At 64.0% G+C, this 23,106-nt stretch carries 23 protein-coding genes; 4 read left to right on the top strand and 19 right to left on the bottom strand.

Annotation, left to right across the window (positions count from 1 at the left end; all coding sequences use genetic code 11):
• Positions 1–100: 100 nt before the first annotated feature.
• The 16 genes from hpf to BFN03_RS20030 form a co-directional block, all read right to left on the bottom strand.
• Entirely contained in the window at positions 101–775 is a 675-nt protein-coding gene (gene hpf / locus BFN03_RS04555) for a ribosome hibernation-promoting factor, HPF/YfiA family (protein ID WP_070378016.1), read from the bottom strand.
• A 172-nt stretch (positions 776–947) separates the two neighbouring features.
• A complete protein-coding gene (locus tag BFN03_RS04550) occupies positions 948–1,646 on the bottom strand; it encodes a ComF family protein (protein WP_070378015.1) in 699 nt (232 codons plus the stop codon).
• A gap of 49 nt (positions 1,647–1,695) precedes the next feature.
• Complete coding sequence (gene lpqB / locus BFN03_RS04545; RefSeq protein ID WP_070378014.1) at positions 1,696–3,489, bottom strand: MtrAB system accessory lipoprotein LpqB; 1,794 nt, start codon at positions 3,487–3,489, stop codon at positions 1,696–1,698.
• A complete protein-coding gene (mtrB, locus tag BFN03_RS04540; RefSeq protein WP_070378013.1) occupies positions 3,486–5,327 on the bottom strand; it encodes an MtrAB system histidine kinase MtrB in 1,842 nt (613 codons plus the stop codon). Before mtrB ends, lpqB begins: the two co-directional genes overlap by 4 nt.
• The gene (gene mtrA, locus BFN03_RS04535; protein ID WP_198163474.1) at positions 5,324–6,010 is read right to left on the bottom strand and encodes an MtrAB system response regulator MtrA; all 687 of its coding nucleotides are present in this window, start codon (positions 6,008–6,010) and stop codon (positions 5,324–5,326) included. Before mtrA ends, mtrB begins: the two co-directional genes overlap by 4 nt.
• Before the next feature lie 37 nt (positions 6,011–6,047).
• Complete coding sequence (locus BFN03_RS04530; RefSeq protein WP_070378011.1) at positions 6,048–6,707, bottom strand: dTMP kinase; 660 nt, start codon at positions 6,705–6,707, stop codon at positions 6,048–6,050.
• Positions 6,708–6,824: 117 nt separating this feature from the next.
• Positions 6,825–8,309, bottom strand: a complete 1,485-nt coding sequence (ahcY, locus tag BFN03_RS04525) for an adenosylhomocysteinase (protein ID WP_070380613.1) — start codon at positions 8,307–8,309, stop codon at positions 6,825–6,827.
• Between the two features lie 89 nt (positions 8,310–8,398).
• Entirely contained in the window at positions 8,399–9,019 is a 621-nt protein-coding gene (locus BFN03_RS04520) for a TetR/AcrR family transcriptional regulator (RefSeq protein WP_070380612.1), read from the bottom strand.
• Between the two features lie 139 nt (positions 9,020–9,158).
• Positions 9,159–9,341 (bottom strand): rubredoxin, encoded by a 183-nt coding sequence (locus tag BFN03_RS04515; protein WP_070378010.1) that lies wholly within the window; start codon positions 9,339–9,341, stop codon positions 9,159–9,161.
• Complete coding sequence (locus tag BFN03_RS20035) at positions 9,338–9,523, bottom strand: rubredoxin (protein ID WP_084385492.1); 186 nt, start codon at positions 9,521–9,523, stop codon at positions 9,338–9,340. Before BFN03_RS20035 ends, BFN03_RS04515 begins: the two co-directional genes overlap by 4 nt.
• On the bottom strand, positions 9,520–10,755 hold the full coding sequence (locus BFN03_RS04510) for an alkane 1-monooxygenase (RefSeq protein WP_070378009.1): 1,236 nt from the start codon (positions 10,753–10,755) through the stop codon (positions 9,520–9,522). Before BFN03_RS04510 ends, BFN03_RS20035 begins: the two co-directional genes overlap by 4 nt.
• A gap of 174 nt (positions 10,756–10,929) precedes the next feature.
• Positions 10,930–12,444: an amino acid permease gene (locus tag BFN03_RS04505; protein ID WP_070378008.1), complete on the bottom strand. Its 1,515-nt coding sequence runs from the start codon at positions 12,442–12,444 to the stop codon at positions 10,930–10,932.
• 68 nt (positions 12,445–12,512) lie between these two features.
• Complete coding sequence (gene manA / locus BFN03_RS04500; RefSeq protein WP_070378007.1) at positions 12,513–13,745, bottom strand: mannose-6-phosphate isomerase, class I; 1,233 nt, start codon at positions 13,743–13,745, stop codon at positions 12,513–12,515.
• On the bottom strand, positions 13,745–14,821 hold the full coding sequence (locus BFN03_RS04495; RefSeq protein ID WP_070378006.1) for a tobH protein: 1,077 nt from the start codon (positions 14,819–14,821) through the stop codon (positions 13,745–13,747). Before BFN03_RS04495 ends, manA begins: the two co-directional genes overlap by 1 nt.
• 128 nt (positions 14,822–14,949) lie before the next feature.
• The gene (locus BFN03_RS04490; RefSeq protein ID WP_070378005.1) at positions 14,950–16,317 is read right to left on the bottom strand and encodes a phosphomannomutase/phosphoglucomutase; all 1,368 of its coding nucleotides are present in this window, start codon (positions 16,315–16,317) and stop codon (positions 14,950–14,952) included.
• Positions 16,318–16,463: 146 nt separating this feature from the next.
• The gene (locus tag BFN03_RS20030) at positions 16,464–16,856 is read right to left on the bottom strand and encodes a DUF3499 domain-containing protein (RefSeq protein WP_084385491.1); all 393 of its coding nucleotides are present in this window, start codon (positions 16,854–16,856) and stop codon (positions 16,464–16,466) included.
• Between the two features lie 79 nt (positions 16,857–16,935).
• Here BFN03_RS20030 and BFN03_RS04480 point away from each other — a divergent pair, with 79 nt between their 5' ends.
• Entirely contained in the window at positions 16,936–17,427 is a 492-nt protein-coding gene (locus tag BFN03_RS04480) for a metallopeptidase family protein (protein WP_198163385.1), read from the top strand.
• Here BFN03_RS04480 and BFN03_RS04475 read toward each other — a convergent pair whose 3' ends face one another.
• Positions 17,428–17,691 carry a WhiB family transcriptional regulator gene (locus tag BFN03_RS04475; RefSeq protein ID WP_198163473.1) on the bottom strand — a complete coding sequence of 88 codons (264 nt, stop codon included), beginning with the start codon at positions 17,689–17,691 and terminating at the stop codon, positions 17,428–17,430. It abuts the gene before it with no gap.
• 480 nt (positions 17,692–18,171) lie between these two features.
• On the opposite strand from BFN03_RS04475, the gene cofD reads away from it, so the two are divergent.
• Genes cofD through BFN03_RS04460 form a run of 3 tightly spaced genes read left to right on the top strand, consistent with a single transcriptional unit; the run spans position 18,172 to position 21,057 of the window.
• Entirely contained in the window at positions 18,172–19,137 is a 966-nt protein-coding gene (gene cofD / locus BFN03_RS04470) for a 2-phospho-L-lactate transferase (RefSeq protein ID WP_070378002.1), read from the top strand.
• Positions 19,134–20,498 carry a coenzyme F420-0:L-glutamate ligase gene (locus BFN03_RS04465; protein ID WP_070378001.1) on the top strand — a complete coding sequence of 455 codons (1,365 nt, stop codon included), beginning with the start codon at positions 19,134–19,136 and terminating at the stop codon, positions 20,496–20,498. The genes cofD and BFN03_RS04465 overlap by 4 nt, the downstream gene beginning before the upstream one ends.
• A 10-nt stretch (positions 20,499–20,508) precedes the next feature.
• On the top strand, positions 20,509–21,057 hold the full coding sequence (locus BFN03_RS04460; RefSeq protein WP_070378000.1) for an NUDIX hydrolase: 549 nt from the start codon (positions 20,509–20,511) through the stop codon (positions 21,055–21,057).
• A gap of 24 nt (positions 21,058–21,081) precedes the next feature.
• Here the strand turns inward: BFN03_RS04460 and BFN03_RS04455 are convergent, their stop codons facing one another.
• Together BFN03_RS04455 and BFN03_RS04450 are read right to left on the bottom strand one after the other, a co-directional pair.
• Positions 21,082–22,164 carry a sugar phosphate nucleotidyltransferase gene (locus tag BFN03_RS04455; RefSeq protein WP_070380610.1) on the bottom strand — a complete coding sequence of 361 codons (1,083 nt, stop codon included), beginning with the start codon at positions 22,162–22,164 and terminating at the stop codon, positions 21,082–21,084.
• A gap of 22 nt (positions 22,165–22,186) precedes the next feature.
• A complete protein-coding gene (locus BFN03_RS04450; RefSeq protein ID WP_070377999.1) occupies positions 22,187–23,086 on the bottom strand; it encodes a glycosyltransferase family 2 protein in 900 nt (299 codons plus the stop codon).
• Positions 23,087–23,106 lie beyond the last annotated feature (20 nt).

The raw sequence follows: 23,106 nt of genomic DNA, 5'->3' as shown, positions 1-23,106 counted from the left end.
CGGCCGGAGGTCGAAGACCCCCGACCGGATCCATGGTAGGCGCTCTCGCTATCGAGGGAGTAGCCCGTCCATTCAGAGTGTCAAATCGTGTGTGGGAATGTCACGCCAGACGGATGATTCCATAGTCGAACGCGTGTCGCCGATAGACAACCGACGGCCTGTCCGACTCCTTGTCGTGGAACAAGAAGAAATCATGCCCGACCAGCTCCATCTCGTACAGTGCGTCGTCGACCGTCATCGGCGTCGCCTTGTGCTCTTTGGTGCGCACGACTCGACCTGGTGTGTATTCGTCCGGCTCCTGGCCGTCCAGGGAGATGTCTGGGCTGATTCCGAGGCTGTTGTCCGCTGCCAGCGCAGCGGTAGCCTCGGCGACCGAAACCGGGGTCTTTTCTCCGTAGTGGATCTTCTTCCGGTCCTTTGTGCGACGGAGCCTGCTCTCGAGCTTGGCGGTGACCGACTCGAATGCTGCGTAGAAGCTATCGGCGGACGCCTCGGCTCGGGCTACCGGCCCCTTGCCGCGGGCTGTGATTTCGACGCGTTGACAGCTCTTCATCTGGCGTCGATTGCGTTCGTGCTGAAGTTCCACATCGAAGTGGTAGATGGAAGGGTCGAAGCGCTCGAGCCGCGACAGCTTCTCCGAGACGTACACGCGGAAGTGGTCGGGTACCTCGACGTTGCGTCCTTTGACGACAATCTCAGCGTGGGCCGTACCTGTCTTTTGCGGTAGATCTGTAGTGCTGTCGTCGATGACCGAGGCTTGCGAAGGGGTCGTCACTCGTACCTCCCGATTACGGCCCCCGCCCTGCACTGGGCGGCGGCGAAGTTGAGCATTGCCAGGTGGGGACCCGCCTGGCACCAGGTTCGAAGTATCACCTCCTACCTGTGTTCTCGGGTGTGCTGGCGACGCTAGTCCGTAACTTGCGCCTGTGCCACTATTCAACAGCAATTCATCCCGCAGCCGCTATGACTACCGTCGCACTCACTCGAATGCCCGACCGCGACAACACCCTGATCGACTCCGTCGCGGTCGCTCCGGTCGTTGCCACATCGTCTAGCAATACCACCGACACTTTTTGCAGCCCTATGTAATTCGGATCCACACATCGGGCGAAGCGCGCACCCCGGCGAGTGAGCCGGATGCCGCCGCCGAGGTTTGCGCGCCGCTGATCGGCTGACAGCCCGACCGAATCGCGCACTCCGGCCCTCATCGCGAGCGCTGGGCACACCCGTCTGTATCCGACCGCCTCGACGGCTATGCGAGTGACCGGATCGCCACCCCGCGCCCGGGCAGTTCTGGCCCGGGTCGGAGCCGGCACAACGACAACCGGGGTCCTCTCGGACGCATCGAGTTCACCCCACTGCCGGAGGCGCGCAAGGGCACCGGAGACGGCGAATCCGAGCGGCCCGGCGAGATCACGGCGCCCTCGCTCCTTGGCCGCGATGACCGCGCGCCGACGAGGCCCCGAATAGCGGCCGAGGGCCCAAACGGGAACGCCGGGGTCAACCCGCGGACATACGAGCACGGGGTCATCGGCCAACTCCGCGGCGCAGCGGTCACACCACCGCGTCCCGGGGACCGCGCAGCCGCCACATTCAACTGGCAGCATCAAGTCCAACAGAGTCCGTGAGCCGGGCACAGAGCGCATTTGGGCAGTATCCGTGGCGACACCGACATCAAGCCCACGCCGCCATCTATCAGCCCGGTTGGATCGGAATTGCCTTTACACCCGTCAGTCCGGGTACCTCCCGCCAGTACCGGTCACCAGCCGGATCGTTGTTGTTCAGTTGAAAGACGGCCCGCGCGTCCGCGACGAACTCGGTGGTTGTCGATGCGTCAACCGCCACGACCGGGGTCGTGAGGTTACGACTGGGCAGCGCGTCCAAGCGCGAGCCGTCGACCGCCACCTGCACAACCGGCATCTCGGACGCCGAGCGAGCAACCACGATGGTGTCGCTGGTACTCCAGTCGAGCGAGACAGCAGGGCTGCCGAGCCCGTTGGCCACCGCGTGCGGATTGGTGAGGGAGTACTCGCCGTTCGGCAACTGCGTCACGATTGCGAGATACACCTTGCCATCGACGATGAGCGCAGCCCGCACACCGTCTCGGGACAGTCGCAACTCCGTAATCGTGGAACCGAGCGCTCTGATGGCGCCCGCATCGACGTCGACCACCGACGTCCGCCCGGTAGCGGGATCGCGCAGTACGCGAATGACCTTGTCGCCGTTCACTACCGCCCAGATCGCCGAACCCCCCGGTGCCCATGTCGGCCTGGTGATGGCGTCACCCTCGAGCACCATCGCCGCACCTTCCCCGTAAGTACCGACCATCAACGCGCTCGTGGGCTCGGGCTCGTCCAGCCCGGTATCAGCCACCGCTGCAACCATCCGCCCATCCTGTGACAGCGCGAGCGAACGCATATTGCCTGTGGAGCCGAAGTAGCCGGGCACCGGGGTGACACCCCCACCGGCGACACTCACCATCGAACCCTCGCGCAGGGCGTGCAGGCCCACCGCCGCACTCGAGGTCGCAAAGGGATTCATCGACGCAACGTCCGCGGTAGTCCAGCCGTTGGGGTACCGGTTGTCCAAGGGCTGACCGTCTGCAAGCAGGACATACGGTCCGGAGATCCCCGCATTGGCCAGGGTCCAGATCACTTGGGCTGCGAACAACTGCTTCGCCAGTTCGTCCTTGGCGCCCAATCCTGCGAAGTCGATCCGAATTCCACCGAGATTCAACCCCACGTGCACCGAACGCCCGTCCGCCTTCATTATCTGGCCGACGACCGACACGTCGCCGCCGAGTTCGTTGCGCACCGCCGACGACAAAGCTCCCTTCGGCCCGTCGATCAGCAGGTCTACGAGCTGCAGTGCCATCCGATCCTGCGGAGCCCACACCCAGCGTGGGTCCGGGACCACCATCGTTTCGCTCGGATCCAGGAAGTACAGCGACTTTCGCTGGTAGGAGTTCAGGAACTTCGCTCGGTCCAGGATCACACCGTCGGGCAACTCCGAGATCCGCCACTCACCATCATCTCGTGAGAGGCTGATTTCCGTCTGGAAGCTGCCGTCCATCGCGACATACTGCCCGCCGGGCTCGAGTTGTCCCACCTTGTTGGCGCGGATTGTGTAGGTCGCCCTGTCGGCAGTCCGTTCCTCGGGGAGTACATCGATCTTGTCGACGACGGTAACGCTTCCGGCGTCGTCCCAGCTCTCGGCTTCCGTCGGGGTGAGGAATTGGCGGGCGGCAAGGTGCTGATCGGACGGATCGGTAATAGCCTCGAAAAAGTCACGCAGCAGGAGATCAGGAGCACGGCCGGGCGCGGGGGCCACGACACTGGACCCGGGCGGATCGGTGTTGACCGTCCCGATCGCCTGCGGTGTCGAGGCATCTGGCAGGCTCGCGCATCCGCTCACCACCAAGAGCACGGCAATAGCAGCCGCAGCGAGCGCCGACCGCGCGCCGGTGACAGAGTTCCGGAGGGACATCATGCGTCCTGCTCCGGCAAAGTTGAGCGGTCGCGGTCGCCGACATGTGCCCGCTCACGCATTTCGGGGGCGGATTGGGGAGCATCTCCACCCGGTGGACCGTCGTCGGGCACGGGTAACGGGAGCACTTCGGGATTCGACCGTTCTTGAACATCTTCAGCGGTGGCCGGCTTCAGGGCCTCCACCGTCGCCGGCTTCGGGGCCTCCCCGGTTCCCGGCTTCAGGACCTCCCCCGTTCCCGGCTTCAGGGGCAGCGGACTCGATACGACCTTTCGCCCCCGAACCAGCGGCAGCGTCAAGCGGAAGCACGCACCCCTTCCGGGCTCGCCCCAGGCTTCGAGCCTGCCGTCGTGCAGGTTTGCGTCCTCCACACTGATTGCGAGCCCCAAGCCGGTGCCGCCCGAACGCCTCACGCGCGACGGATCGGACCGCCAGAACCGGTTGAACACCAACTTTTCCTCGCCCGGCCGAAGCCCCACGCCCTGATCGCGCACGATGAATGCAACCGCGCTGTCGTCGGCACGCACGCGCAACAACACCGGCTTGCCCTCTCCGTGGTCGATGGCGTTGGCCAGGAGATTCCGCAGAATCCGTTCCACCCGCCTCGGGTCGACCTCAGCCATCACCGGATCGTTCGGCAGGTCGACGATCAACTCGGTGCCGCTCTCCCGAGCAAGGTGGTGCACGGTCGAGAGCGCCGCCCGGACACACATTCGGACGTCGAGTTGCTCCGAGGCCAGTTCGGCCACGCCGGCGTCGTGCCTGCTGATCTCGAGGAGGTCGGCCAGCAGGCCCTCGAAACGGTCGAGTTCGGCAACCAGCAACTCCGACGACCTCCGAAGCACCGGGTCGAGGTCGTGGCTTCCGTCGTGAATCAGGTCTGCCGCCATCCGCACCGTAGTCAGCGGGGTACGTAGCTCATGACTCACGTCGGACGTGAACCGCTTCTGGAGATTGCCGAACTCCTCGAGTTGGGTGATCTGTTTGGACAGGCTCTCGGCCATTTCGTTGAACGACATCGCCAGCCGGGCCATGTCGTCCTCGCCGCGAACCGGCATTCGCTCCTTCAACCGGCCATCTGCGAAGCGCACAGCGATCCGCGAGGCCGATCGGATCGGCAGCACTACCTGACGGGCTACGAGGAGTGCGATTGCCGCGAGCAGCACGGCGAGCACCGCGCCACCGACCATCAGCGTACCGCGAACAAGCGCCAGGCTGCGGCCCTCGCTTGCCAACGGGAACACGAGATACAGCTCCAGCGTCGAGATAGCGGAGGCCGTGGGGCTTCCGACAATCAATGCAGGCCCCGAATAGCCGTCGGGGTCGTTCACCGTGGCGAACTGATAGCTGACCTGACCCGCCGCCACGAAATCGCGCAGCGATTGCGGGATCTGATCCGCCGGTCCGCTCGACGCCATCGGGCGAGTCCCCGCCGCGGGCACGATCAGCGCGGGATCAAAAGTGCCGGCCGAATCCGACGCCTGACCCGGGTCTGGCCCCCTGTTGGTCAGCGCGGCACTGGCCGTGTCGAGCTGGGTAGTCAGCGAACTACTGCCATCCGTGCCGGCCAGCTCAGCCTCGACGGTGCTGCGAGCGCGGTCCATCTCCTCGATCGCCGCATTGATCTTCGTTTCGAGCAAACGGTCGGTGATCTGGCTCGTTAACACGACGCCGAGCACGACGATGACGATGAGTGACAAAGTCAAAGTCGAGACGACAACCCTCAACTGCAGCGAACGACGCCATGTGTGCGCGAGAGTATTGCTCAGTGAGCGGCCCCACCGCAGGACCGGTGAAACGCGTCGATTGACGCGCCGCCGCCATCGGGAAACACCTGTCACGGCGGTCCGGCCTTATAGCCGACCCCCCTGACCGTCAAGACCACTTCTGGGTTCTCGGGGTCAGTCTCGACCTTGGCGCGCAGGCGCTGCACGTGCACGTTGACAAGTCGGGTGTCAGCTGCGTGTCGGTAGCCCCACACCTGCTCGAGCAGTACCTCGCGGGTGAACACCTGTCGCGGCTTGCGCGCGAGGGCCACCAAGAGATCGAATTCGAGGGGTGTGAGCGAAATCAGTTCGTCGCCTCGGCTCACCTTGTGCGCGGGAACGTCGATCACGAGGTCGGCGATGCTGAGCAATTCGGCGGGCTCGTCATCGGTCCGACGCAGTCGGGCCCTGACGCGCGCCACCAACTCCTTGGGCTTGAACGGCTTCATGATGTAGTCGTCGGCGCCGGACTCCAATCCGAGAACCACGTCTACGGTGTCCGTCTTCGCCGTCAACATCACGATGGGAACACCGGAATCTGCCCGCAGCACTCGGCACACATCGATGCCGTTCATTCCGGGCAACATCAGGTCCAGCAACACCAGGTCCGGGCGTGTCTCCCGGACCGCGGTCAACGCCTGCGTCCCGTCCCCGACCACATAGGGATCGAAACCTTCGCCGCGGAGCACGATGGTAAGCATCTCCGCGAGTGCGGTGTCATCGTCGACAACCAGAATCCTTGGCTTCATAGTCCCTATCGTTGCATCTTCGGACGCCGTAACTGCCCGTTCGCCATCACGGCGTGCCGTGTTCTTTATTCCAGAATGTCAGGTTTTCCGCGAGCGTGTCCGGATCGGTATCAGAAGAAAGCACCCACCAGGGGGAAATCCAGCTCGCCGCCGCCAGGTCCCGGTACATCTCTGCAGTCCGTTCCTGCAGCCCGCGGTCCCGCTCGTAGGCGTCGATCACTCTACTCGAGTCCGTCGATTCGCGTACCCGCGCTCGCTGCTGCGCAAGCGCCACCGGAACGTCCAGATACAGCTGCAGATCAGGGCGGGGCAGCGCGAACCGCTCGAATTCGAGTTCGGTCACCCACCGCACGAACTCCTCGTTGCCGCGTTGATGCAGCCTCGCTGCGCCGTATGCGGCGTTGGACGCCACATAGCGGTCGAGGAGGACTATGTCGTGTCCCGCGAGCAGATCGGCCAACTCGTCGACCGCGCCGGCGCGGTCCAACGCGAACAGCATCGCCATCGCGTGCGCAGAGTGAGCGAGATCTCCATGCGCACCCTTGAGCGCCTCGGATGCCACATCCGCGTGCACAGATCGGCCATAGCGCGGAAAATCCAGGGTTTCGACCCTCAGACCCCGGTCGACAAGGTGCTTCACCACCGCGTCCGCGAGTGTGCGCTTGCCCGCACCGTCGAGGCCTTCGAGCGTAATCAGTGTCCCCACGAAGTAGCACTGTATCCGCAGACCAGCCGGGTCCTACACGGAACCGGTCCCCCGACCTGCCCGGCGCGCGACCCGACACCGGCCACGCTCCACTCAGGTCGGGGGTCACAAACTCGCTCAGTACCGGTAGTGCTCAGGCTTGAACGGGCCCTCGACATCGACGCCGATATACTCCGCCTGTTCCTTGGTGAGCTTGGTGAGCGTGCCGCCGAGCGCGTCGACGTGAATCTTCGCGACCTTCTCGTCCAGATGCTTCGGAAGGCGGTACACCTCGTTGTCGTAGTTCTCGGGCTTGGTCCACAGTTCGATCTGTGCAATGACCTGGTTGGAGAAGCTGTTGCTCATCACGAACGAGGGATGGCCGGTGGCATTTCCCAAGTTCAGCAGGCGTCCCTCGGACAACACGATGATCGAGTGACCGTCGGCGAACCGGAACTCGTCGACCTGCGGCTTGATGTTGACCCGGGTGGCCTCGCCGGAATGCTCGAGTCCGGCCATGTCGATCTCATTGTCGAAGTGACCGATGTTGCCGAGGATGGCCTGGTGCTTCATCTGCTTCATGTGATCGAGGGAGATGATGTCCATGTTCCCGGTGGCCGTGATGACGATGTCGGCCCAGCCGATAGCCTGTTCGACCGTCTTGACCTCGAAGCCGTCCATCAGGGCCTGCAGTGCGTTGATCGGGTCGACCTCCGTGACCGTGACACGAGCGCCCTGGCCGCGAAGCGCCTCGGCGCAACCCTTGCCGACGTCGCCGTACCCGCAGACGAGGGCCGCCTTGCCACCGATCAGAGTGTCGGTACCGCGGTTGATGCCGTCGAGGAGCGAGTGGCGAGTGCCGTACTTGTTGTCGAACTTGCTCTTGGTGACCGAATCGTTGACGTTGATCGCAGGGAAGGCGAGATCACCGGCGGCCGCAACCTGGTACAGGCGCAGGACACCGGTGGTGGTCTCCTCCGTGACGCCCTGGACCGACTTCGCGATCGTGGTCCACTTGGTCTTGTCCGCCTCGAGCGATTGGCGCAGCAGGGCGAGGAAGACCTTGTACTCGTCGGAGTCGTGCTCGTCGTCGGTAGAGGGCACGACCCCGGCCCTCTCGAACTGGGCGCCCTTGAGAACGAGCATCGTCGCGTCGCCGCCGTCATCGAGGATCATGTTCGCGGGCTTGTCGGCGTCCGGCCAGGTGAGCATCTGTTCGGCGGCCCACCAGTACTCTTCGAGGGTTTCACCCTTCCACGCGAATACCGGGACACCCCGGGGTTCCTCGGGCGTTCCGTGCGGGCCGACGACGACCGCAGCTGCTGCGTGGTCCTGAGTGGAGAAAATGTTGCAGGAGGCCCAGCGAACCTCGGCTCCCAGCGCGATGAGCGTCTCGATGAGCACAGCCGTCTGGACGGTCATGTGCAGCGAGCCGGAAATCCGAGCGCCCGCGAGCGGCAGCACCTCGGAGTACTCGCGGCGAAGTGCCATCAGTCCCGGCATCTCGTGCTCGGCAAGCCGAATTTCCTTGCGGCCGAACTCCGCGAGCGAAAGATCCGCCACCGCGAAGTCGATCCCGTTGCGGCTCTCGGCCACGGGCGTGTGTGAACCTGAGGTCGTCATCTGCCTCTCCTGGTTGTCTGCTGTTTCGATCAAGGCTATCCGTACCGCGAATGTGGATGACACTCCCGTGGCGCTCGATCACCGAGCAGTCATCGGCGATCGATACCATCCGCCGCTTCGTCCAAGAACGGCCCCAGAAGGGCGCCGAGATCCTCAGCGACGTTGACCTCGGATTCCGGCGGCGTCGAGATGTAGTTCATCGCCAGCCGCACGATCGCGCGGCTGAGTATCCCCGCATCCGACGGGGTCGCCCGCACCCAGCCATTGACGAACACCTCTGAGAGTCTCTCGGACGCCCGCTCGATGATCGGCGCGCTCTCGGTCGTGATCAGCCGAAGAAGGTCGGGCTTCGCCTCACCTCGCAGCAGCGACTGCACCAGAGGATCGGAAAGACCTGCGGCGAAGAACGCCTTGAACCCTGCCGTCAGGGCGGCGCGACCGTCCCCGACGTTCGCCACCAGCGACTCTCCCACGAAATCGACGAGTTCGTCGGCCAGCCGGAGGGCGTACGCCTCCGCGAGGCCCTGCCGCGACTTGAACTCGTTGTAGAGCGTCTGCCGACTCACCCCGGCACCCGCCGCGACGTCGGCCATCGTGATGCTCGACCAGTCGTTGTCGAAGAGGAGGTCCCGCATCGCATCGAGTACGGACCGGCGCAGCAACAATCGCGTGGCCTCCTGATAGGGCACCCGGACACGCGGCGAAGTCATGGCACAGACAGTAGCGCCATCCGCCGCGTCCGCGCCCGACCGGCACACGGACACGGACACGGACACGGACACGGACACGGCGTGCACGATAGCGTCGAAATCAATTCGACTGCGCTATCAATTCAACTGCGCTATCAATTCAACTGCGTTCGACTTCGACCATGAAGAAGTCCGCTTTCGCAGCGCCACAATCCGGGCAGGTCCAATCGTCCGGGATGTCGGCCCAACGAGTCCCGGGTTCGATGCCGTCCTCCGGCCATCCCAGTTCCTCGTCGTATTCGAATCCACATTGAATGCACTGATAGAGCTTGTACTCGGTCATGGAGTTCCTCCTCCTGTCGGGAAGACCGGCTCGAAATCGGCCTTCTCCCGCACCGCGCAATCCGGGCAACACCAGCTCTCGGGCACCGATTTCCAGAGCGTGCCGGCCGGGAAACCTTCACGGGGTGCACCCACGGCCTCGTCGTAGACGTAGTCGCAGATCGGGCAGCGATACGCGCTCATTCCGGCGCCCCGTACTTCGCGAGCACCTTCTCACGCTTGGAAGGCGCGATGTTGACGCGCGTGATGTCGCCGTCATAGTGCGCGAGCACACGCGGATCCATCACCCTTCGCCACAACGGCGGAAAGTAGGAGAGCATGATCATGCTGCCGTAGCCACTCGGCAGGGTGGGAGCACCGTCCATGCTCCGCAGCGTCTGGTAGCGCCGAGTCGGATTCGCATGGTGATCACTGTGCCGCTGCAGATGGAACAGGAAGATGTTGGTAACGACATGGTCGCTGTTCCAGCTGTGTTCTGGGGTGCACCGCTCGTACCGGCCGCTCGCCGTCTTCTGCCTCTGCAGCCCGTAATGTTCGAGGTAGTTGACGGCTTCGAGGAGACAGAACCCGAACACTGCCTGGATCACCAGATACGGCATGATCCCGATTCCGAAGACCACAACGAGTGCGCCGAACAACACGACGGACATCAGCCAGGCGTTCAGAACGTCATTGTGAATCGTCCACGGACGCTTACCGAGACGCTCCAGACGGGCCTTCTCGAGCCGCCAGGACGAAGTGAGGCTGCCCCAAACGGTTCGCGGGAGAAACGCCCACAGGGTCTCTCCGAAACGCGCACTCGCGGGATCGGCCGGCGTCGCGACCCGGACGTGGTGGCCCCGATTGTGCTCGATATAGAAGTGCCCATAGAACGACTGCGCCAGAGCGACTTTCGAGAGCCACCGCTCGAGTCCATCCTTCTTGTGCCCGAGTTCGTGCGCGGTGTTGATCCCGATTCCCGCAACGCAGCCGATGGTGATGGCGAGCCCGATCTTGGAGACGACGCCGAGGCCGCCGTCGATTCCGAGCCAGCCCAGATCCGTTGCGGACCAGAGGTAGCAGGCCGTCACCAGACTGAGGATCTGAAGTGGTATGTAGGCGTACGTCAAGTATCGGTAGTACTTGTCGTTCTCGAGCCACTCCATCACCTCCTCAGGCGGATTGTCGCCGTCGGGTCCGAAGAAGACGTCGAGAAGCGGGAGCAGCACGTAGACCATGAGCGGTCCGATCCACCACCACACAGGCGCAACAGCGCCGATCCCGATCTGGTGGGACACCCACACCAAACCGATCGCGAGAAACACCGCTGTGGGCGGATTCAGACCGAGCGGCCACAGGTACCGCTTCCTGTCTTTCCACCGCCGGGCCGGCGCGGACGACTCCGGTTGCAGGTCCGTCGACAATTGTTCCTCCATCACATCAGTTCATGTGAGTAACCTCACCCTTGAATTGGACACTACCGCCTCCATCGTTCTCTGTTTGGACAAATAAAAATATTTGTAAAGCTGACCAAAGTGTCGGCGAAGACACCCCGCAACTCGAGGGTGCGGATGCTTCGCGGAAAGGACCGGAGTGCCGGGCGAGTGCGGTCAGGCCTCGTCGCGACTGCGCCCCTCCATCACGGAGTGCCGCCGGCTGTAGGTGAAGTAGATGACCATTCCGAGTGCCAACCACACCACGAATCTGATCCAGGTCTCGACGGACAGATTGAGCATCAACCACAGGCACGCAACGACCGCGAGAACCGGCACCAACGGCACCAACGGCACCCGGAATCCGCGAGGCAGGTCGGGGCGGGTGCGGCGCAGAATCACCACGCCGATCGACACAAGCGTGAACGCGAACAGCGTTCCGATGTTCACCATTTCCTCGAGGGTGCCGATAGGGAAGACACCCGCCAGCACGGCCATCACGACGCCGACGAGCACAGTGGTCCGGACAGGTGTGCCGCGCTTGCCGGTGGCTGCCAACCACCGCGGCAACAGACCATCCCGAGACATAGCAAAGATGATGCGGCTACCGCCGAAAAAGATAACGATCAGTCCAGTGGTCAAGCCTGCCAGCGCACCGTACGAAATCAGGTACTTCATCCAGGTGATTCCGCGGATGTCGAACGCAGTAGCCAAAGTAGATGTGTCTCCGGCCAATTCGCGATAGCTGACCATGCCCGTGACCACCAGCGTCACCGCCACGTACAGCACCGTGACGATGGCCAGTGAGCCGAGAATTCCTCGTGGCAGTGCTTTCTGCGGGTTCTTCGCTTCTTCGGCGGTAGTGGCCACGACATCGAAACCGAGAAACGCAAAGAACACCAGGCCGGCGGCCGCGAGCAGTCCGTACCAGCCGAACTGGCTGTTGCCCGCTCCGGTAAGGAAGGAAAACAAGGACTCGCTGACGCCCGCCGCCGAGCCGTCTTCTACAGGCGGCGGAATGAACGGGGAGTAGTTGGCCGGGATGATGTAGAAAGCGCCGACGACGACTACGACCACCACGACGGATATTTTGATCGTGGTGATGACCAACGCGACCCGTGAAGATAGTTTGGTACCCCTGATCAGTAGCACCGCGATGATCGCAGCAATCAAGATCGCGCCCCAGTCGACCTGGAACGAGTCGATCGTGATCCGCGCATCGAGTCCGATCACCTCGCCGAGATAGAGAGACCAGGCCTTTGCCACCACCGACGCCCCCAGTGCGAGCTCGAGCATGAGGTCCCAGCCGATGATCCAAGCAACAAGTTCACCGAACGTCGCGTACGAGAACGTGTAGGCACTCCCGGCCACTGGAACCGTCGAGGCGAACTCCGCGTAGCACAGTGCCGCCAGCAAACAAGTGATGGCGGCGAGGACGAACGCCAGCGACACCGCTGGACCCGCTATGTTTCCTGCCGTGGTCGCAGTGAGCGTGAAGATTCCGACTCCGACGATGAGGGCGACGCCGAGTACGGTGAGATCCCCTGCCGTCAGTTCCTTGCGGAGCTTGGTATCCGGTTTCTCGGTATCTCGAATCAACTGCTCGATCGACTTGGTGCGGAACAACCCGGTCGACCTTCCGCCGACCCCGCCCCCTTTGTTCTGCTCGCCCCCTTTGTCCTGGACGACCACTTCAGCCTCCTCGAGCGACAGTCGGCACTCCAGCTTATGCCTGGCCTGACCGGAGGAGATCTTCGAAGCTACGCGATCGGTGCGCCAACTCGTGCGCTGAACAATTGTGCGTGGTTCGTGATCGCCTTCACCTCGACCGCGGGATCTTCGGCAGCAATCCACGCTGCGTTGCCCTGGGAGAGTTCGAGAGAGTCGGACCCACAGTTCAACTCCACCGAACCGGCGGTGCACAGGAGGATCTGTGGACCTTCCGAATCCAGACGATGCTCCGCGGGACCGCTATGCGACAGGTCGATCCGCGCGAGCACGAACTCCGGCGCCGGTGTGGGGTACACGAATTCGCCGCTGCTCCCGATCTCTTCCGGCTCGACGACCGGGATGTCCACAGAGTCGAAGTCGAGAACGCGCAGCAGTTCCGGAACGTCCACGTGCTTGGGTGTCAGCCCCCCGCGCAGCACGTTGTCGGAGTTCGCCATGATCTCGACTGCCACGCCGTGTAGATAGGCGTGCAGGTTGCCCGCGTTCAAGTACAGGCCCTGACCGGGCTCGAGAGTGACCCGGTGCAACAACAGGGCAGCGAGCACTCCGGCGTCACCCGGATACACCTCACTGAGCTCGAGCGCGGTGCGGATTTCGGCTGCGAACTCCCCGTCCTTTGTGTTCGACAAGTAGTTGATGCACCCGTCGAGGACCCGCGGCATCAATGCGCCGAGCACAGGTTGCGGCAGCGTGATCCACGTGGTGAACAGCGCCCGTAACCCGTCAGAGTCGGGCTGTCCGGCGATCAGCGCGGCATACGGCTGCAATTCTGGAACCGCGATCGCTTCGAGAAGCTTGACGGTTCGTTCGGGATCCCGGAAGCCTGCGAGTGCCTGGAACCTGCTGAGCGCCACCACGAGTTCCGGTTTGTGGCTGGCATCCTTGTAGTTGCGGACAGGTGATTCGACCGGAATTCCTGCCTCGTTTTCCCGGCAGAACCCGTCGTGGGCTTGTTCCGCGCTGGGATGCGCCTGCAAAGACAGTGGCTCCTCCGACGCAAGCAGCTTCAGCAGAAACGGAAGTCGTTTGCCGAAGGCCTCCACACTTCGTCTACCGAGCTGGCGTTCAGGCTCAGCATCAACCAAATCCAGAAGCGACTGCGACCCCTTGTCTGTCACGATCTGAGCGGGGTCGCCCGGGTGGGCACCGAGCCACAGTTCCGCCTCCGGATGCGCAGTAGGAGCCGGAAGTCCACGCAACTGGGCAATCGCGGTTCGCGACCCCCACGCGTAAGACCGGAGCGCACCCTCGAGACAGTGCACTAGATACCACCGATCAGCTGGAGATACGCGGCCGTCATATCGAGCCGACCGACGAGAACCACCGCCTGCTCGAGTTCGGAACGCTCGGAAGTGAGCGGTACCTCGCCGGAGGAAACCGAGACCAAATCGACGTCGCCCAGGACCACAGTCTTGCGTTCGATGAGCACTCGGTCCTCCTCTGCCGACACGACGAACGTGCGCACCGGTGGGACGGGAGGAGGGCCGTCCAGTTCGGGATCGTGGAAGATCGGGTCATGCGACTCGATCGACTGGGATCGAAATGTTCCTGCCGCGGTCAGCACGTCAGACAATTCCGACACAGTCGCGACTCGCCCAGCATGCAGCAGAGCCTCGGCGCCGTGGCCTGCAATCTCGACCCCGCTCGCCGAGTCACCAGCGAGGACGATCCGCCGACCCAGCATGCGCGAAGCGAGCGACTTCGCCGGATTGTGGAATGTCTCATTGTCCGGCCTGTCCCGCAATGCCTCGTCGTCCGCAGCGGCGGCGAGTCGTTCGAGGTCGGGCACCTCGTTCTCCGGGCGTTCCGCACCAACTACCCGCAAGACCGCGAGCAGGACTGCGAAGTACCGCAGTAAGCCATGTCGCCTGAGCGCGGGAATCCGCGGTGCGAGCATTGCGACACGTCCAGCCGCAGCCGACCGAAGCGGACCCTCGTCCGGTGCAGCCACCACAACTTCGGCGCCGCGACGGACAGCCGCATCGACCGCCCGCACCAACCGAGGGTCACCGGCGTCGTCCCCGGCCACCACGACCACGTCGAGCGGGCCGACCCACATCGGGGTACCGGGCGCGCGGAGCAGCGGGAACCCGATCCGCTCAGCCAGTACGGCCGTGAGGAGGGCTGCACCACGACTCGCGCGGCCGGAACCGGTCACGACGACCACACTGCGTGGGCGTAGTCCCTTCAGGCGGTCGAGGACCCCTTCCTCGACCGCCGACCGGGTTGCCCGGATTTGTGCGCCCCCCGTCGCCGCGGAACGCAGAACCCCCTCGGTGTCGGCTGCGACGAGTGCATCTCCGTCGTCGAGATCGAGCAGGGGCGTCGGTGCTGTCATCACACCGCACCCTCTTTCTTTCTTTCAGTGCCGGCCATGTTCGGTGCCGGCCGCGTTCGGTGTAGTCCGTATTCGGTGTCGGCCATGTTCTCTTCAGCGCCGGAATCTCCTGCTACCAACTATGGCAGTCAAGCTCGGACGATACCCAATATCTCGGTAACGAGTGCATCTACGTCTTCGGTGGTACGCGCTTCCACATTTAGTCGCAGCAGAGGTTCGGTGTTCGAGGCCCGCAGGTTGAACCAGGCCGCATCTTCCATCTCCACAGTGACCCCGTCGAGTCGATCCACGTCGACGGTACGGTCGGCAAAGGCGGAGACCACGGCGGAGGTGCGATCGTTGGCGTCCTCGACAGTCGAGTTGATCTCCCCCGACGCCGCGTACCGCTGATACTTCGCCATCATCACCGACAGCGGCTGGTCTTGCTCACCCAACGCGGCCAGGACATGCAGCGCGGCGAGCATGCCCGAGTCTGCGCCCCAGAAGTCACGGAAGTAGTAGTGCGCAGAGTGTTCACCGCCGAAGATCGCGCCGGTCTCCGACATCTGCTGCTTGATGAATGAGTGCCCCACCCGCGTGCGCACCGGCTGCCCGCCCAGCTCGGTCACCAATTCCGGAACCGACCGTGAGGTGATGAGGTTGTAGATGACCGTCGCTCCGGGTTCCTTGGCAAGTTCACGTTCGGCCACGAGAGCCGTCACGGCGGACGGCGGCACCGGGTTTCCGAGTTCGTCGACCACGAAGCAACGGTCCGCGTCGCCGTCGAATGCAAGACCGATGTCGGCACCCGTCTCGCGCACATGTCGCTGCAAGTCCACGATGTTGGCCGGGTCCAGCGGATTGGCCTCGTGGTTGGGAAACGTGCCGTCGAGTTCGAAATAGAGCGGTTCGAGGTCCACTGGCATCGGCGCGAACACCGCTGGCACGGTGTGCCCGCCCATTCCGTTGCCTGCGTCGACGGCGACCCTCAGTCGACGCAGATCGGACAGATTCACCAAGCCTCGAACGAAGCTCGCATACTGCTCGAGGACGTCCTGTTCCGACACCGTGCCGGGGGCGCCGTCGTATTCGGGCACCCCATCGATGACCTCGGCGGCCACCGCACGCAGACCTGTCTCCTGACCTACCGGTTTGGCCCCGGCGCGACACAGCTTGATGCCGTTGTACTCCGCGGGGTTGTGGCTCGCCGTGAACATGGCGCCGGGGCAGTCGAACAATCCAGACGCGAAGTACAGCTGATCGGTGGATGCCAGGCCGATGAGGACGACATCGAGGCCCTGCGCGATGACACCGTCCGCGAAAGCTCGCGCCAACCCGGGAGAGGACGCACGCATGTCGTGGCCGATGACGACCTTCTCGGCGCCCTCCTGACGAACGAGTCGCGCGAATGCCCCACCGACGTCCTGTACGAACGCGGCATCGATGAGTTCACCGACAACACCCCGCACGTCGTAGGCCTTGATCGCGGCATGTACGGACTCGGCAGATCGCGCCACTTCTCTCATCTCTCCTTTTCGAGCACCAATGCTGGCGCAAGCCTAGTACCTAGGCTCCGCATGCCTGGGTTCCACATACTTGGGCGATACTCGAACGCCGGTGCTACAGAATGTCCCAACGGGGCCCACCGTGCAGTCGAAGATCCTCAATTGGCAGGGTCGGGAAGAACTCGCAGGTGGCCGCGACGACCGGTCCGTACCGGACTGGGGCGCGCGGTCGCACCGCGGTCCTCGCTCGCCGAGGTTGCTTCGCTGCGCCCGCGGTCGCCGAGGCCGGCTTCCCGCACGGCTTCCGCCAACGCAGTCAAATCGTCTTCATCCGGGGTGCTCGACGAAAATCCACCCTCGTATCGAACCAGTTCCCAACCTTTGGGCGCGGTGATCCGCGACGCATGCCTTTCGCAAAGATCCCACGAATGGGGTTCCTCGACCGTGGCAAGTGGTCCGACGACCGCGGTTGAGTCCGAGTAGACGTACGTAAGTGTGGCGACTGCAGGGTTCTTACACCCGGGTCGACAACACCTACGCAGAGATCTCACAGCTAGGGAGCCTAACCCCACCACGCCCGGACACCTACTCGGACACACCGAAAGCGCGTGGCTGTCGTAATGTCGGCTCATGTCCCGAGCACGACGCAGACGTCCTGTGACCACCCGATCCGTCGACCGACGGGGACGTGGAATTCGCGGATCCGTTTACCCTCCCGACGTACCCGCTCGTCGAAGCCGTGCAGAGAAGTTCGACCTCGTGGTTCTCGACGCCTTCGCGCCGATCGACGCACTCTGGCGCGAGGGTCTGACGAAACTCGACATTGCCGTGGACGAGGTGCCGAAGATTCACGCGCTTGATCCTGATTCGGTGAACTGGCCGGCCGAAGTCGTAGCGGACGGTCCCGTGCCGCTGTCACGGCTGATACCCGCTGGCGTCGATCGACACGGGGCCACGACGCGGGCTCGAATAGTACTTTTCCGGCGGCCGTTGGAACAGCGAGCCAAGGACACCGACGACCTCACGGATTTGGTGCACGAGGTGCTCGTGCAGCAGGTAAGCACTTACCTGCAGGTCGAACCCGAGGCAATCGACCCGGACATGCCGGGCGATGAGGACTGACTACACAATCCCCCGCTTCAGGCGCCGGCGCTCCCGCTCGGACATGCCTCCCCAGATGCCGAACCGCTCGTCATTGGACAGCGCATACTCGAGGCATTCGTCCCGCACCTCGCAGCCCAAGCAGATTCGCTTTGCTTCCCTGGTGGAGCCACCCTTCTCGGGGAAGAAGGCCTCGGGGTCGGTCTGCGCACACAGTGCGCGTTCCTGCCACTGGTCCTCGATGCTGTCGAACAATTCGTCGAAGCCGGTCACCAGGCTCAGCACCGGGCGGGTGTCTACCGGCTCTACCTCCTGGGCGACAAGTTCACGCACAGGAAGTTCAGTCACATTGCCTTCTTCATCATTGCCTTGTGGCACACAGACTTCTCGAGCATAGGCGCCACCTACGGCGCTTGCTTCGGAAATGGTCTGCGGTTCGTCGCTTACTGTGCTTGCGCGAGTCTCCGACTCGATCTGCTCATTGGGCATCGCTCCGCCTCCTCACCTGTGATAGCGCAGAAAATTTCGATTGATCATGTTCCCCGAACCGAACATTCCTGCCATTCGTTCGAAAAGAGATTCGAATCGAGTCCGCCGCAAGTGATCCCCACCCCCACAACGTCAGAATGACATATTTGTGATTAGACACGGCCAGCGTGTCGCGGTCAAGCGGAATGGAAAAAGTCGATTACTATTTGCGGCCCCGAAATCGCCATCGGGATGCAGCCCACAGCCAGCCTTCGGCCACCGCCTAGGCTTTCTACCGTGAAGGTGACTGTATTGGTTGGCGGCGTCGGCGGGGCCCGATTCCTGCAAGGAGTTCTCAAACTGCTCGGTACCGATGCGGTGCACCGCATCACAGCGGTCGTCAATGTCGGTGACGACGTCTGGATGCACGGCCTCCGGATCTGTCCCGACCTCGATACGTGCATGTACACCCTAGGTGGTGGCATCGACACCGAGCGCGGCTGGGGCCATGCGGGCGAAACATGGAGTGCCAAAGAAGAACTCGCCGCCTATGGCGCAAAGCCCGACTGGTTCGGGCTCGGTGACCGCGATATCGCCACGCATCTGATCAGGACGCAGATGCTTCGCACCGGCTATCCGCTGTCGGCGGTCACCGAGGCACTGTGCAACCGGTGGCAACCGGGCGTCACCCTGCTGCCCGTCACCGACGACCGCAGCGAAACTCACGTCGTGATCACAGATCCCGCGGACGGCGAACAGCGCGCGATCCACTTCCAGGAATGGTGGGTGCGCCACCGCGCCCAGGTGCCAACGCACAGCTTCGCGAACATCGGCGCCGAGCAGGCCGCGCCGGCACCCGGGGTGCTCGAGGCGATCGAGTCTGCCGACATCGTCCTACTCGCCCCGTCCAATCCCGTCGTCAGTATCGGCGCGATCCTGGCGATTCCCGGAATCCGTGGCGCGCTGCGCACAACTTCGGCGAAGGTCGTCGGGGTCTCGCCGATCATCGGCGGAAGACCGTTGCGCGGCATGGCCGACGAATGCCTGGAGGTCATCAGCGTCGAGACGTCCGCCGAGGCGATCGGCCGCTATTACGGGTCCCGCAGTGCAACCGGGATCCTCGATGGCTGGCTCGTCCACGAGACCGACACCGCGGAGGTTCCCGGCGTGACGGTGCGAAGTGTGCCCCTCATCATGACCGACCCCGGCGCAACGGCCGAGATGGTCCGCGCCGCTTTCGATATCGCGGAGGTTTCGCTGTGACTGAAGCCGCGCGTCCACATCCACTCGACCACGCACCCGGTCGCTCTATCGAGATACTGCCCGTCACGGGTCTGCCCGAGTTCCGGCCCGGCGACGATCTCGGAGCGGCGATCGTCGAAGCCGCTCCGTGGCTGCGGGACGGTGACGTCCTTGTTGTCACCAGCAAGGTCTTCTCGAAGGTCGAGGGCAGAATCGTGATCTCCCCCACCGACCCTGAAGAACGCGATGCCGCACGCCGTCGTCTCATCGATCAGGAGGCCGTCCGCGTCCTGGCACGAAAGGGGCGGACCCTCATCACCGAGAACCGCCTCGGGATCGTCCAGGCGGCGTCGGGCATCGACGGTTCGAATGTAGACGGCTCCGAACTGGCTCTGCTGCCTGAGGATCCGGATTCGAGCGCGCGCACGCTCCGTGACTCGATCGCCGCCGCGCTCGGCATCACAGTTTCGGTTGTAGTCACCGACACCATGGGGCGCGCATGGCGCAACGGCCAGATCGATGCCGCCATCGGCGCGGCAGGTCTTCCCGTCCTGCATGCGTACACAGGTGCACGCGACAGCCAAGGCAATGAACTACTCGTGACCGAGGTCGCGATCGCCGACGAGATCGCCGCAGCAGGTGACCTTGTGAAGGGCAAACTCGGTGGCGTGCCCGTCGCGGTGGTTCGTGGACTCGAACTCACCGATGACCAGTCGAGCGCACAGGATCTCATCCGTCGCGGACCCGAGGACCTGTTCTGGCTCGGCACTGCCGAGTCTCTGGAACGAGGCCGGTCCGAGGCGCTCCTGTTGAGGCGCTCGATCCGGCAGTTCTCCGACGAACGGGTGGACCCGGCTACGATTCGGACGTCGATCTCGGAAGCGCTCACAGCCCCCGCGCCGCATCACACTCGCCCCGTCCGCTTCGTATGGATCCGCACTCGTGACGTCCGTGACGAATTGCTGACCCGGATGCGCGAGCTGTGGTGCCGTGACCTGGCATCGGATGGCCTTGGTTCCGAGGCCATCGAGGCACGTGTGGCTCGCGGGAACATCCTTCTCGACGCGCCTGAGGTCATCATTCCGTTTTGCGTTCCCGACGGCGCCCACACCTACCCCGACTCGCGCAGGCAGGCCGCGGAGTCCACGATGTTCACGGTCGCTGTGGGCGCGGCAGTTCAGGGGCTTCTGGTCTCGTTGGCCACCAAGGGGGTCGGTAGCTGTTGGATCGGATCGACCATCTTCGCCGCTGACGTCGTCCGTGACGTGCTCGACCTGCCCGCCCCGTGGCAACCTCTCGGTGCCATCGCAATCGGGCATCCGCTCGACCCGCTCTCGCCTAGGGAGGCCGTCGATCCGGCCGATGCACTGATCGAAAGGTGACCACCGGGCAATGAGCGCCGAATCGCTGCACCGCTCCGCGATAGCTGCCCTCGTGGGCTGGAAGACCCTCGACGAGAACGACGAATCGCTGCGCCACACAATGCTGGCGTTTCTCGAATCGGCACCTCTCGGATGCCTGCGTGATCACGAACCCGGGCACATCACCGCGTCCTCCCTCGTTCTGGACGAGGGAGGGCGCCATGTGCTTCTCACCCTGCATCCGAAGGTCGGGCGTTGGATCCAGCTGGGCGGGCACTGTGAGCCTTCCGACGACACCGTCGTCGACGCCGCACTACGAGAGGCCCGCGAGGAGTCGGGAATCGCCGATCTACGGATCGATCCCGAACTGCTGTCCGCACACACGCACCCGATCACGTGCTCTCTCGGCCGGCCCACCCGGCATCTGGACCTCCGGTTCCTGGTCCGGGCACGCCGAAACTCACAAGTCGTGCGGAGTTCCGAATCGACGGACCTGCGCTGGTGGCCGGTGGAGGAACTACCGCCGCTGGCCGAGAAGGCGACGATCGATCGCCTCGTGTATCTCGCCGGATTGCGCTAGTACAGAAATCGCGCTCCTGCCGGGTCAGACGTCGGTACTGAACCTGACCCCGCCGTCCGGCAGTGTCACACCCGGCCACACCCGTGCGCCGCGGAGAAGTTCGCACCGGGCTCCGACGTCGGCTCCATCGCCGATTACGGCGTCGCGCACGAGCGCACGCGGCCCGATCCGCGCGCCGAACCCGATGATGGAACGTTCCACCGTGGCCCCGGCCTCGACCACCGCGCCATCGAACAGCACGGCACCGTCGAGACGTGCGCCGGCGCCCACTTCGGCGCCACGACCGACGACCGTTCCACCGATCACCAGCGCGCCCGGTGCGACGCCGGCACCCGAGTGAACGAGCGACTCGCCACGAGGCCCGTCGAGTGCCGGAGACGGGGCGATGCCACGGACCAGGTCCGCCGAACCGCGCACGAAGTCCTCGGGTGTGCCCATGTCGCGCCAATATGACGAGTCGACATAGCCGAAAAGGCGCGCGTCACGTGCCAGCAGCGAAGGAAATACCTCTCGTTCCACCGACACCGCGCGACCCTCGGGGATCTGCTCGATGATTTCACGCTTGAATACGTAGCATCCGGCGTTGATCTGATCGGTCGGCGGATCCTGGGTCTTCTCGAGGAATGCGGTGACCCGACCGTCCGAATCGGTAGGAACGCAGCCGAACGCTCGGGGGTCTTCAACCCGCACGAGATGCAGTGTGACGTCGGCGTCATGGGTCGTATGGGTGTCGAGGACGGCGCCGAGATCGGTGCCCCCGAGTACGTCGCCGTTGAAGACCATGGCATTGTCGCCGCGCAGCTTCGGCAACACGTTCCGGATTCCACCACCGGTGCCGAGCGGTTCGGTTTCGGTGACGTAGTCGATCTCGAGGCCGAGACCGGATCCGTCGCCGAAGTAGTCCTCGAAAACCTCAGCCTTGAAGGATGTTCCGAGCACAACGTGCTTGATCCCGGCCGCTTCGATACGTGCGAGCAGATGCTGGAGGAACGGAAGGCCCGCCGTGGGCAGCATGGGTTTGGGCGCCGACAACGTCAGTGGACGAAGCCTCGTCCCCTTGCCGCCGACCAACACCACCGCATCGGTCGCCTTCACTGCATCGGTCATTTTCACTGCGTCAGTCTTCTTCTCAGTTGCCATGATTCGTTCCCCCCGTGTTCCCGCTCCTGCGCCGTTCCCGAACCGCCGAAGCGACCGCGATCCTCGACCGCAGGGCCAACCCGATCCGAAGAGCCAATCTCAAAGGCGCCTGCCACCGATGGGGGTGTCGATCCGCCTGGAAGCGGTACGCGCTCTCGTGATGAGCGGGCAACATCAGTTCCGGGTGCTTGCCCGCCGCGTGCCCCTTGGCGTGGGTAACTTCCGCGGACGGCACGTAGACATTGAGCCACCCGGCTCGGCCCAGACGGTCGCCGAGATCGACGTCTTCCATGTACATGAAGTAGCGGGAGTCGAACCCATTCACCGAGTCGAAAGCCGCACGGCGCATCAGCAGACACGATCCCGAAAGCCACCCGACCGAGCGCTCGCTGACGCCTTCGTTCTCCTGGCGGTACGCTGCCGTCCACGGATTGGACGGCCACACCGTACCGAGAATGGCGTGCCCGGCGCCCGACACGAGGTCGGGCACCTGACGAGCCGACGGGTAGATGCTTCCGTCGGGCTCTCGAACGAGCGGCCCCAGCGCCCCGGCCCGCGGCCAACGCTCGGCCGCCGCGAGGAGAACGTCTATCGATCCAGGCGCCCAGCGAACATCCGGATTGGCGACGACGACGAACTCGATCTCGTCGTCGATCTCCGCCACCGCCCTGTTGATGGCGCCGCCGTAGCCGATGTTCCCGCCGGTTCGCAGCAGGCGCACGTGCTCGTTCGCCTCGTCCGCGGCCTCGGGAGCGCCGTCCGTCGACCCGTTGTCGGCAATGACGACCTGCGGATCTTCCTTCGTCGCGTCGGCGAGAGTGGCCAGGAAATGCTCCAGATGCTCGCCTGGCGAATAGGTCACCGTCACCACGGCCAGCTTCGAACTCACCGGAACAGCGTAGCCGCTAC

The sequence above is a fragment of the Rhodococcus sp. WMMA185 genome (genome assembly GCF_001767395.1).
Lineage (GTDB): Bacteria > Actinomycetota > Actinomycetes > Mycobacteriales > Mycobacteriaceae > Rhodococcus_F.
This window is presented reverse-complemented; position numbering and strand designations above follow the sequence as displayed.